General features: G+C 68.6%; 6 protein-coding genes. 3 read left to right on the forward strand and 3 right to left on the reverse strand.

The window, feature by feature from the left end; all coding sequences use genetic code 11:
* Window positions 1-86 precede the first annotated feature (86 nt).
* On the forward strand, window positions 87-2,924 hold the full coding sequence (locus A5711_RS24905) for a TIR domain-containing protein (RefSeq protein ID WP_067951198.1): 2,838 nt from the start codon (window positions 87-89) through the stop codon (window positions 2,922-2,924).
* A gap of 19 nt (window positions 2,925-2,943) precedes the next feature.
* Here A5711_RS24905 and A5711_RS24910 read toward each other — a convergent pair whose 3' ends face one another.
* From A5711_RS24910 to A5711_RS24920, 3 genes are all read right to left on the reverse strand, one after another.
* Window positions 2,944-4,608, reverse strand: coding sequence for an HAD hydrolase family protein (locus tag A5711_RS24910; RefSeq protein ID WP_067951200.1), 1,665 nt, complete (start codon window positions 4,606-4,608; stop codon window positions 2,944-2,946).
* 120 nt (window positions 4,609-4,728) lie between these two features.
* Window positions 4,729-5,169 carry a DUF402 domain-containing protein gene (locus A5711_RS24915; RefSeq protein WP_067951203.1) on the reverse strand — a complete coding sequence of 147 codons (441 nt, stop codon included), beginning with the start codon at window positions 5,167-5,169 and terminating at the stop codon, window positions 4,729-4,731.
* 75 nt (window positions 5,170-5,244) lie between these two features.
* A complete protein-coding gene (locus A5711_RS24920; protein ID WP_197520859.1) occupies window positions 5,245-7,878 on the reverse strand; it encodes an FHA domain-containing protein in 2,634 nt (877 codons plus the stop codon).
* A 199-nt stretch (window positions 7,879-8,077) separates the two neighbouring features.
* Between A5711_RS24920 and A5711_RS24925 the strand changes: the two genes are divergently transcribed.
* Window positions 8,078-10,123, forward strand: a complete 2,046-nt coding sequence (locus A5711_RS24925; protein ID WP_067951207.1) for a serine/threonine-protein kinase — start codon at window positions 8,078-8,080, stop codon at window positions 10,121-10,123.
* A gap of 159 nt (window positions 10,124-10,282) precedes the next feature.
* Window positions 10,283-12,448, forward strand: a complete 2,166-nt coding sequence (gene uvrB, locus A5711_RS24930; RefSeq protein ID WP_067951208.1) for an excinuclease ABC subunit UvrB — start codon at window positions 10,283-10,285, stop codon at window positions 12,446-12,448.
* Window positions 12,449-12,463 lie beyond the last annotated feature (15 nt).

Below are 12,463 nucleotides of genomic sequence, written 5' to 3' on the forward strand. Positions count from 1 at the left end.
CCGCGTACTTGGGTCGAAAGACCCTGTTCTCGATCGGTCGATGCGATCGAACATACAGCAGCAACCAGTCGATATTGGGGGTCCGAATGCCCACCGGCAGCGCACTACGTGCAGAGCCACCAATTCGGCGTCACGAAACGTCGTTCACCTATGACGCCTTCCTGTCCTACAGCCACCAGGACGGCGAGGCCGTGGCCGGCATCCAGAAGGGCTTGCACCACATCGGTCGTCGCGTCGGCCAGTTGAACGCGTTGCGGGTGTTTCGGGACAGCACCGAACTGGCCGCCAATCCGAACCTGTGGGGCAAGGTCAGCAACGCGATGGACCAATCGCGCTATCTGATCGTGGTGCTTTCGTCGTCGGCGGCAGGCTCTCACTGGGTGAACCAGGAGGTCGCCTACTGGTTGGAGCGACGCGGTCCCGACCAGCTGTTGGTCGTAGTGGTGGAGGGCCACCTGTGCTGGGACGGCGACAACCGCCGGTTCGATCCCGCCCGGTCGGATGTCGCGTTGCCGGTACTGACCGCTCCTGGGGTGCTGCCCGCGGAACCGCTTTATGTCGACATCAGCGGCGACGCGCCATGGGATCCGCACGGGCACGCCTTCCGGGACAAGGTCACCGATCTGGCCGCCCCCATCCACGGGAAGTCCAAGTATGAGCTGGCCAGCGACGACCTCCGTGAACAGCGGCGCTTCCGGCGCTTTCGCCGAGCGGCCATCGCGGGACTGGTTTTCCTCACCATCCTGGCGGTGGTGGCGGCGTCAATCGCGGTCGTGAAGCAACAAGAAGCGAATCACCAACGACAAGAAGCCCTACTTCAGCGCAATCAGGCGATAGCCCAACGCAACCAAGCGATAGCACTCAAATTGACCTCGCAAGGACAAGCCATGCTTGCCGGTGTCGAAGGTGGCGGTGATGTGCGGGCGCTGCAGCAGATCCTGGCCGCGCCGCACATCTCGCCGAATGCCGACACCGGCGCGCTGTTCACCGGGGTGGTCGCGCAGCGGAGCACTGCCAAGATCATCCAGACTCCCGGCTTTGTGATCAGTGTGGCGTTCAGCCCGGATGGGCGGCGCATCGTCTCCGGCAGCCGCGATAAGACGCTGCGGTTGTGGGACGCCGGCACGGGCGCGCCGATCGGCGCGCCGCTGACCGGGCACACCGGCGGGGTGTTGAGTGTGGCGTTCAGCCCCGATGGGCGGCGCATCGCCTCCGGCGGCGGCGACGGCACAGTGCGGTTGTGGGATGCCGGTGCCGGCCAGCCGATCGGCGTCCCCCTGGTCGGCCACACCGACGCGGCGCGAAGTGTGGCGTTCAGTCCGGATGGGCGGCGCATCGTCTCCGGCGGTGACGACCGCACGCTGCGAATGTGGGACGCCGATACCGGCGCACCGATCGGCGCACCCCTGCTCGGCCACACGGACAAGGTGAACAGCGTGGCGTTCAGTCCGGACGGGCGGCGCATCGTCTCCGGCAGCGACGACGAGACGCTGCGGTTGTGGGATGCCGGCACCGGCGCGCCGGCCGGCGCGCCGCTGAGAGGCCACACCAGCACGGTGGAGTCTGTGGCGTTCAGCCCGGATGGGCGGCGCATCGTCTCCGGCAGCCTCGACACCACGGTGCGGTTGTGGGACGCCGGCACCGGCGCGCCGGTCGGCGCGCCGCTGAGAGGCCACACCAGCCCGGTGGAGTCTGTGGCGTTCAGTCCGGATGGGCGGCGCGTCGTCTCCGGGAGCTGGGACGATACGTTGCGCGTGTGGGATGCCGGCACGGGTGCGCCGATCGGCAGGCCACTGGCCGGCCACACCGCATACGTGTGGAGCGTGGCGTTCAGCCCGGATGGGCGGCGCATCGTCTCCGGCAGCCTCGACACCACTCTGCGGTTATGGGATCCAGACGCGGAGCAGTCCATGACCGGCCACACGGACGTGGTGACCAGCGTGGCGTTCAGCCCGGACGGGCGCCGCATCGCGTCCGGCAGCTGGGATAAGACGCTCCGGTTGTGGGACGCCGGCACCGGCCAGCCGATCGGCGCCCCCCTGACCGGACACACCGACGCGGTGGGGAGCGTGGCGTTCAGCCCGGACGGGCGGCGCATCGTCTCCGGGGGTTGGGACAACACGCTGCGGTTGTGGGACGCCGGCACCGGCCAGCCGATCGGCGCCCCGCTGACCGGCCACACCGACTGGGTGCGGAGCGTCGCGTTTAGCCCCGATGGGCAGCGCATCGTCTCCGGCGGCGACGACGAGACGGTGCGGTTGTGGGATGCGGCCACTGGCCAGCCGATCGGCGCCCCGCTGACCGGACACACCGGCGCAGTAGAAGGTGTGGCGTTTAGCCCAGATGGGCGGCGCGTCGTCTCCGGCAGCCTCGACACCACGCTGCGATTGTGGGATGCCGGCACCGGCCAGCCGATCGGCGCCCCGCTGACCGGCCACACCGGCTTGGTGAGAACTGTGGCGTTCAGCCCGGATGGGCAGCGCATCGTGTCCGGCGGCTCCGACACCTCGCTGCGGTTATGGGATGCCGGCACCGGCAAGCTCATTGGCACGCCGCTGACCGGACACACCGACATGGTGTGGAGCGTGGCGTTCAGCCCGGATGGGCAGCGCATCGTGTCCGGCAGTCAAGACAAGACGCTGCGGTTGTGGAACGCGGCCACCGGCAAGCCCATCGGCGCCCCGCTGACCGGCCACACCGACGCGGTGTTCGGTGTGGCGTTCAGCCCGGATGGGCAGCGCATTGCCTCCGGCAGCCACGACAAGACGTTGCGGCTGTGGCCCGCACCGCCCGAGGCGGACTGGTCCTCGCTGCTATGTGGCAAGCTCGCGGCGAACATGAGCCACCGGCAGTGGAACGACTGGGTCTCACCCGATGTCCCCTACATCACGGTCTGCCCCGGCCTCCCGGTCACGCCGGACTAGCCGCTCCTCGAGCGGGTGGCTAGCGACCCTCGGCCGCGTCGTGCAGCAGATACCGGGCTTCCACCGCGCGGATGAGTTCGTGCCGGATGTGTTCCACGTCGGCGGCGCGCCGGGCAAGTACCTCGTCCTCCCAGGCCGCGACCTGCTTTGCCAAGTCCCTGTCGGTAATGGTCGAGTCCAGCCAGCGTGAGAAATCCCCGCGTTCGAGATGGTATTGCAGCGCTCGGTAATCGATATGACTTATCGCAGAACGGAATTCATGCATCGTTGCGGCCGGCCGGACCGGCCTTCCATTGATCGTGTGGAAGTAGAACCGGCGCTCGTCCGGCAGCCGGACATCGGCGTATTTGTGGCGGTGCCTTACGTGGCCGGTCTGGCGGTCGGCGATTGTGAACGCGCGAGACGGGCCGCCGCCGAAACTGACCGTGGCTCGGCGCACCGGGGGCAGGGTTGCCGCGTCGGCGCTGGCGGTGAGGGTGAGCACCACGTCGCTGTTGTCGATCTCCTGGGCGGGCAGTGCGGCCGGCGCGAACGACGACAACACGTAGCCGCCGCGTCGCGCCCAGCGTGCTTCCTCGTCCGTGCCGAGCAGGTGCGCCTCGTCGTAGATCACCCAGTGCGGGAATCCGTGTTGTTCGCGGTGCGCCTCGGCGGTCGACCGCAGCAGGTGCAAATACTCGGCCTTTTCGGGCTCGGCGATCCCGGACATGTCCACCACCACGCTGGAACGCGGGCTGAGGCCGTTGACCAGTTCGGTGGGTTCGGGAAGGTGGTGGCGGCCATCGATCACCTCGACCCCGCTGAGCTCCCGTAATTGCACGTGGTCGCCTTCGGGATCGATGACCAGGACGCAATAGCCGGCAGAGATCCATCGCTCCGCCAGGAGGCCGGCGAGATAGCTTTTCCCCGACGCGGCGGGGCCGGTCACGAGGATGCGGCCCTGGCTCCCCGGCACCCGGGTAGGGGTGTGGTCGTCGAAGGTGCCGATGTCGACCCACCGGCGTGGCGGGCACCAGCGTTGCGCCCCACTCAAATACGGTCCGGTCAGCAACTCGACGACGCCGGCGCCGTCCGGTTCGTCGAGCACGAGGTCGGCCCGCCGGCGCACGGACGAGATGGCATTGGCCACCGCTGCCCCGATCTCCGCGATGCCGAAAAGCGACAAGTCGTTCTCCGCATCTCCGATCGCGACGGTGTTGTGGGGCGACAGATTCAGTCCGGCCAGGACCGCACGTAAGCCGGTGCCTTTGGTGACACCGGCCGGCAGCACCATGAGTGCGGACCGGTTCCGAATGACTTGGCAGTCCAGCTCTAGTTCGCCGATCACCTCCACGACGGTCGCGGCATGCTCACCGTCGGTGGCCACCATGACCTCGCCCCGGCGGGACGGCACCCACCGTTCACCGAGCGCACCGTCGAGGCTGCTGTCCACCGGCTCGGCCAACCTGCAGGTGTGTCCCTTGACCACCATCACGGCGCCGTTTTCCAGTACCAGCGCATCGAAGTGGTCGGCGATGTGGGGGAATTCCGCCTGCAGCTCCGTTCCGATGCGGCCGGTGACCAGTATGGCGGTCAAGCCATTGCGCCGGGCACCGTAGATGGCGTCCAGCGTTTGAGGTGACAGCTGCCCGTCGGAGGTCAGCGTGCCGTCGAGGTCGACCGCTATCACTTGGAAAAAGGTCACGGGTTCCTCGAATCCGTTCGCATGACGGACTTATGCGGTGTGGCTTGGCACTGCCGAAATTAGGGCCGCGGGCGCGCCGGGGGTAGGGCCGTTAGACCTTGGTTCGAACGTCGCCGCGGCTTACCGCTGGCGCCAGGTGAGCTCCATCCCGTGGCCGGTCAGCCAGCGGGACAGGTCATAACCGTTGCGGGCCAGGCCCGCTACGGCGTCCACGGCGCGCCGCACCGCCCGCTCGGCGACCTCGGGGGCCAGCAAGCCGTGGCGGACCGCATCCAGCAACTCGTCGACGTCGGTCAGGTCCGCGCCGTCGCCGGTGCGGACCTCGATGTCGAGGTAGTGATCTTCGGAACGCCAGACGTCGCGGCCGGGCGTGTATTCGCCGACGTCGAGGTAGTAGTCGTGGTCGCGTTCATGGCCGGGGTTGAAGTGAAAGACCGTGGCGCGCAAGCCGAGCGACGGCAGCAGCCACGACTCGAGGTAGTGGAACTGGGCGCGGCCGGGGGTGGGCCGGGCCACGTAGAGGCCCCACGGACGCACCGCATAGTCGTCCACGGTCCGCACGATGCCTTTGGGATCGGTGTTGGTGCGGGCGATGAGGTCGAACGTCTCGTGCTTCGGCGGATGGATGCTGCAACTCTAACGCCGAAGGCGGATTCTCCACCGCACAAAACCGGCATAGAACAGCGACAACGCCGCGAGCATGCCCATGTCGAGCAGCCAGACCTTCGACGTGTGCTGCCAGAACCGGTCCTGGGACAGCAGCGAATCGGGCACCAGGTGCCGCAGATCGACCGTCGATGCCGCCGCGGCGTAGCCCCACCGCGCGGGCATCCCGAAGGACAGCTGGTCCAGCCCGAGGCGGCCGGTCACGGGAACCATTCCGCCGCACAGCACCAGCTGGGCCATGACGGTCACCACGAACAGCGGCATGATCTGCTCGCTGGAGCGGACCAGCGACGAAATCGCGAGGCCGAGAATCGCCGAGGCCACACAGGTCGCCGCGACGGTGGCGAACAGTTCGACGGTCGCCCCGAGGGTGGAATGGCCGAGCAGGACGGCGCCGCGCGCCGGCGCGCTCTTGCCGATCACCACGATCGCGGTGATGATCGCCGACTGCAGGACCGCGAACCCGCAGTACACGGCGGTCTTCGCGAGCAGGTAGGCCGTGGTCGACAGCCCGACCGCTTGCTCGCGCTGAAAGATGGGGCGTTCGCCGACCAGGTCGCGGATCGTCAGCGCGGTACCCATGAACGCCGCGGCCGGCATCAGCAGGGCCAGGATCTGCGCCGCCTCGTCGGGCGTCCCGGCGTTCGCGCCGGGCAGATGGAATCCGTTGCCGCCGGGAACGGTCAGAGACAGCGAGCCCAGGATGAACGGCAACAACGCCAGGAAGACGAAGTACGCTCGGTCGGCGACCACCAGGCGGATCTGCCGGCGGGCGACCGTCGAAATCTGGCGCCGCACACTGGTATGCACCGGTTCGCCCAGGGTGCCGGGCTCATCGGCCCTGTCCGGCACCAGTTTCTGCGGCCGCTTCTCGGCGTCACGTTGCTCCACGAAGCGCCGGTTGGCCTCATCGGGGTCGGCGCCCACCTTCGTGAAGATCTTCGCCCAGTTGGTGGTTCCCATGGCCTCGCCGATCTGATCCGGCGGGCCGCAGTAGGCCGTCTTGCCGCCCGGGGCCACCAGCAGCAGCTGATCGCAGGTCTCCAGGTAGGACAGCATGTGCGTTACGACAATCACCACGCGGCCGGCGTCGGCCAGCTGCCGCAGCATCATCATGACCTGGTGGTCGAGCGCCGGGTCGAGGCCGGAGGTCGGCTCGTCGAGGATCAACAGCGACGGGCCGGTGAGCAGCTCGAGCGCCACCGAGGCGCGCTTGCGCTGACCGCCGGACAGCTTGTCCACCCGGGTTTCGGCGTGTTTGGTCAGGTCGAGCTCTTCGAGGACCTGAGCGACGATTTTCGCCCGGTCGGATTTGCTGGTGTCGGGCGGTAGGCGCAGTTCGGCGGCGTAGCCGAGGGCCTGGTTGATGGTCAGCTGCCGGTGCACCACGTCGTCCTGCGGGACCATGCCGATGCGGCTGCGCAACGACGCGTACTCGGCGTGAATGTCGTGGCCCTCGAACGTAACCGAGCCGGAGCTGGGCGTGGTGTAGCCGGCGATGAGCCTGGCCAGGGTGCTCTTTCCGGCCCCCGATCCGCCGATGACGGCGGTCAGCGTGCCCGGGCGTGCGACCAGTGAGATGTCGTCCAGCAGTTGTTTGCCGTTGTCGACGACGTAGCGGACGTTGCGCACCTCCAGGCCGCCGGTGCGCGTCGCGGCCTCGCTGCGTGGGGTAAGGGTGCCGTCGCGAAAAACCAGGTCGACGTTGCCGATGGTGACGACGTCGTCGTCGGACAGGATCGCCGACCCGACGCGGGTGCCGTTGACGAACGTTCCGTTGATGCTGTTGTCCCGGATTTCGGTGCCGAGCGGCGTCCGCACCAACGTCGCGTGCCGGCGTGAGGCCAACACGTCGGAGACCACGATGTCGTTCTCCGCGGCGCGCCCGATCGTCATGGCGCCCGGGCTGCCCGCGGCGGCCGACGAGCGCGGTGAAAGCAACTTCACAAACCGCGTAGCGAGGTTCGACACGTCGGCCGTCTTGGCGTCGATCACGGTGAGTTCGGCCGGCGGCGTCGCGACCGGCTGAGGCGCCGGGGCGTGCACGACGGTCAGCTCGTCGGGTGGTGTGCCGCGCGGCACGTTCGGGGGCGGCGGTGGCGCCTGGCGTGGCGGCGAAATCGGCTGCCTGTGCGGCGAATTCGGCGATCCCGCCGGCCTGGGCGGCAGCGGTCGCGGCCGGAGCGGCGGCCGCGTGGGATTCGTCCGCTCGGGAAGCGCCGACCACGCCAGCGTCGGCGGACCGGCCTCGGGGCTCGGCCGCGTCCTGCCCGGCCGGTTGGTGTAGCCCTGCTGCGGTCCGACGGCGAACGTCAGCCGGGGTCCCCGCGGATTGCCGACGTGAATGCTCTGGCCGTCGTGGATGTCGATGACCGGCATCCGGTAGCCGTTGAGATAGGTGCCGTTCAGCGACCCGTTGTCTATTGCCAGCCAGCGGCCCTGGTCGAAACGCAGGATCAGGTGTGCACGCGAGATCCGTGGATCGGCGATCCGCACGTCGGCCTCGACGTCGCGGCCGATGACCACCTCGTGACCGGCCGCGAACGATCGTTGGGACCCGTCGTGCCTAATCGTCAGAATGGGCGGGGCGGGTCGAGTCACCACTCAAGTATCGGTGCGCCCGGTGAGTGGTCTCTATTGGGATCGCCTGTGATTTCGCTATGTTTCGATGCCACCACTCATAACCGGTTCATAGCTTGCGGAGACGAATGCCCCACCGCGATCCGGCATGATCTAGACGTAAGGGGGTGCAGGCCCAATCGCGAAGCCCTGATGGGCGAAGGACGAGGGGGCGAAGCCATAGATGGATGAACACAAGGGGACTACCCGGCGCATCGGCGCCGGGCGGCGGCTGCTGAGCAACCCGCGTCAGGCCGGTGCGGCGGTGCGCGCGGGTTTTCAGTCGCTGCCCGCGGTGACGATCTCACATTTGTTCCGCCGCGTTCCTCCGGTCAGCTCGACCCCGAGCGTCGAGCCCGGGGCCGCGCGGCAGGCCGACGGGTCCCGCCCGTCGATAACCGGCGGGGCACCGTTCGCGGGCTACACGATCCTGCGACAGCTGGGCGCCGGGGGCATGGCCGAGGTGTATCTGGCACTGCACCCCCGGTTGCCGCGTCGCGACGTGATCAAGGTGCTGGCGGAGGCGGTCACGGCCGATCCCGAATTCCGCGAAAGGTTCAACCGCGAGGCCGACCTCGCCGCGACGCTGTGGCATCCCCACATCGTCGGCGTGCACGACCGCGGCGAATTCAACGGCCACCTCTGGATTTCCATGGACTACGTCGAGGGCACCGACGCCTCCCGGCTGGTGAAAGAGCGCTATCACGACGGGATGCCGATCCGGGAGGTGTGCGGCATCGTCCAGGCCGTCGCGGGCGCCCTCGACTACGCCCACGACCGCGGGCTGCTGCACCGCGACGTCAAACCGGCCAACATCCTGCTCACCCATCCGGAAGACGGGGAACGCCGAATCCTGTTGGCGGACTTCGGTGTCGCGCGTCACCTGGGCGACATCAGCGGGATCACCGAGACCAACGTCGCGGTGGGGACGGTGGCCTATGCCGCCCCGGAACAGTTGACGGGATCCAACATCGACGGGCGAGCGGACCAATACGCCTTGGCCGCAACGGCTTTCCATCTACTCACCGGCACGCCGCCGTTTCAGCACTCGAATCCGATCGCGGTGATCAGCCAGCACCTGCACGAGGAGCCGCCCCGGCTCAGCGATTACCGCCCGGAGCTGGCGCATCTCGATGAGGTGTTCCGCCGGGCCCTGGCCAAGCGGCCCGGGGACAGGTTCGAGCGGTGCCGCGCGTTTGCCGCCGCCGTCAGCGAGCGGTCTGACGACGTCGCGGAAGTCGGTCCCCGAACCGCGGCGTTGACGGCCGGGCAGCGCGGCCCGCGCGCCATCGCGGCGGCGATGAACCACCGGTTCTCCGCACGGGCGCGGTGGGCGGTCGGGCTGGTGTGCGCGATGCTCATCGCCGTGGCAGCCACCTGGTCGGTGCTGTACTCGTTCGAGCCCGATACCCCGCCGGGCAACCCGGCCCTCGCGTCGAAGCCGTCCGTCCCCGCGCCGAGTGCCGCGCCGGCCGGCCCCGGCGGACCGGTGCTCAACGGGAGCTACAAACTGGACTACGACCAGAGCAAGCGGACCACCAACGGCGTCGCCATCCGCCACGACGGCCCGGCCACCGGCTGGTGGGCCTTCCGTTCGGCGTGCACCGCCAGCGGATGCGCGGCCACCGGGACCCGGCTGGACAACGCCACCCACCAAACGGCCGACGGGGGCAAGACGGACACGCTGCACTTCGTAGGCGGCTACTGGCAGGGCGCCCCCCAGCAGGACCGGCTGAGCTGCACCCAACCCAACAGCCAGATCGGGGCCACCCAGCAGGAGACCCTGGCCTGGTCGCTGGCGCCCCAGGCCGACGGCACCCTGCGCGGCACCGTGACCGAGACCGTGCTCAGCAACGAGTGCGGCGCCCAGGGCGCGGTGGTGCGGGTGCCGGTGGTGGCGACCCGGGTCGGTGACGTGCCGGCCGGCGTGAACCTGAGCGACCCCGCCCAGGCCATCAGCACCTCGACGGCCGCGTCGGCACCGGCGCCGCCCGTGCTCGGCGGGTTGTGCGGCGACACCGGCAAGCTGGCCTACGACCCCACCAACAGCGAGCAGATCGTGTGCGAGGGCAACAGCTGGGCCAAGGCGCCGATCACCATGGGCGTGCACGCCTCAGGCAGCTCGTGCGACCGTCCCGGCACTTCGGTGTTCGCGATGACCACCTCGAACGACGGCTATCTGCTGCAGTGCGACCCCGTCACCCGGACCTGGACGCGTCCCGCGGGGTAGCGGCTGTCCGCGCCAATGGGCGATTCTCGGATTTGATATCGCCCGCGCTATCGAGTTCGGGAATCGTCTTGTCCTTCCAACTCGGTGACCCATGTGACGGATGTGGCTGCGCTCGGCCGGCACGGGACACTTGTCGGTGGACGGTTCTACCCTGGTGGCATGGCTTTCGCCACGGAACATCCGGTACTCGCCCATTCGGAATACCGCGCGGTCGACGAGGTCGTGCGCGTCGGCGGCCACTTCGAGGTGGTCAGCCCGCACGCGCCCGCCGGTGACCAGCCGGCCGCCATCGACGAGCTGGAACGCCGCATCAGGGCGGGGGAGCGCGACGTTGTGCTGCTCGGCGCCACCGGCACGGGGAAGTCGGCCACCACGGCGTGGCTCATCGAGCGGCTGCAGCGGCCCACGCTGGTCATGGCGCCGAACAAGACGCTGGCCGCCCAGCTGGCCAATGAACTGCGAGAGATGTTGCCGCACAACGCGGTTGAGTACTTCGTCTCGTACTACGACTACTACCAGCCCGAGGCGTACATCGCGCAGACCGACACCTACATCGAGAAGGACAGCTCGATCAACGACGACGTGGAGCGGCTGAGGCACTCCGCGACGTCGTCGCTGCTGTCGCGGCGCGACGTCGTCGTGGTGGCCTCGGTGTCGTGCATCTACGGCCTGGGCACGCCCCAGTCGTATCTGGACCGCTCCGTGGAACTGCGCGTGGGCACCGAGGTGCCCCGCGACGCGCTGCTGCGGTTGCTGGTCGACGTGCAGTACACCCGCAACGACCTGTCCTTCACCCGCGGCTCCTTCCGGGTGCGCGGCGACACCGTCGAGATCATCCCGTCCTACGAGGAGCTGGCGGTGCGCATCGAGTTCTTCGGAGACGAGGTCGAGGCGCTGTACTACCTGCACCCGCTGACCGGCGACGTGATCCGGCAGGTCGACTCGCTGCGGATCTTCCCGGCGACGCACTACGTCGCCGGGCCGGAGCGGATGGCCCACGCGATCTCCACGATCGAGGAGGAGCTGGCGGCGCGGCTGGCCGAGCTGGAGGGCCAGGGCAAGCTGCTGGAGGCGCAGCGGCTGCGGATGCGCACCAACTACGACATCGAGATGATGCGTCAGGTCGGCTTCTGCTCGGGCATCGAGAACTACTCGCGGCACATCGACGGCCGCGGACCGGGCTCGCCGCCGGCGACCCTGCTGGACTACTTCCCGGACGACTTTCTGCTCGTCATCGACGAGTCGCACGTCACGGTGCCGCAGATCGGCGGCATGTACGAGGGCGACATGTCCCGCAAGCGCAACCTGGTCGAATATGGCTTCCGGCTGCCGTCGGCGTGCGATAACCGGCCGCTGACGTGGGAGGAGTTCGCCGACCGGATCGGGCAGACGGTGTACCTGTCGGCCACCCCCGGCCCGTACGAACTCAGCCAGGCCGGCGGCGAGTTCGTCGAGCAGGTGATCCGGCCGACCGGATTGGTGGACCCGAAGGTGGTGGTCAAGCCGACCAAGGGACAGATCGATGACCTGATCGGGGAGATCCGCAAGCGCACCGAGGCCGACGAGCGGGTGCTGGTCACGACGCTGACCAAGAAGATGGCCGAAGACCTGACCGACTACCTGCTGGAGATGGGCATCCGGGTGCGCTACCTGCACTCCGAGGTCGACACCCTGCGCCGGGTGGAACTCCTGCGCCAGCTGCGGCTGGGCGACTACGACGTCCTCGTCGGCATCAACCTGCTCCGCGAGGGTCTGGACCTCCCCGAGGTGTCGTTGGTGGCGATCCTGGACGCCGACAAGGAAGGCTTCCTGCGGTCCTCGCGCAGCCTGATCCAGACCATCGGCCGGGCCGCCCGCAACGTCTCCGGCGAAGTGCACATGTACGCGGATTCCATCACGGACTCGATGAAGGAGGCGATCGACGAGACCGAACGGCGGCGGGCAAAGCAGATTGCCTACAACGAGGCCCACGGCATCGACCCGCAGCCGCTGCGCAAGAAAATCGCCGACATCCTCGACCAGGTCTATCGCGAGGCCGCTGATACTGGGGCCACCGAGGTGGGGATCGGCGGCTCCGGACGCAACTCCTCCCGGGGGCGGCGCGCCCAGGGCGAGCCGGGCCGCGCCGTCAGCGCCGGCGTGTTCGAGGGCCGCGACACGGCCAGCATGCCGCGCGCCGAACTGGCCGACCTGATCAAGGACCTCACCGAGCAGATGATGGCCGCAGCGCGGGACTTGCAGTTCGAGCTGGCCGCGCGCTTCCGCGACGAGATCGCCGACCTCAAGAAGGAACTGCGGGGGATGGACGCCGCCGGCCTGAAATGAGTTTGCTGGCAGCGG

Origin of the sequence: Mycobacterium sp. E2238 (assembly GCF_001672665.1) — a bacterium.
Classification (GTDB): Bacteria; Actinomycetota; Actinomycetes; order Mycobacteriales; family Mycobacteriaceae; genus Mycobacterium.

Excerpts from the sequence above, each read along its gene's own strand:
- A5711_RS24905 (WP_067951198.1), top strand. The coding sequence starts at position 87 with ATGCCCACCGGCAGCGCACTACGTGCAGAGCCACCAATTCGGCGTCAC.
- A5711_RS24925 (WP_067951207.1), top strand. The coding sequence starts at position 8,078 with ATGGATGAACACAAGGGGACTACCCGGCGCATCGGCGCCGGGCGGCGG.
- uvrB (WP_067951208.1), top strand. The coding sequence starts at position 10,283 with ATGGCTTTCGCCACGGAACATCCGGTACTCGCCCATTCGGAATACCGC.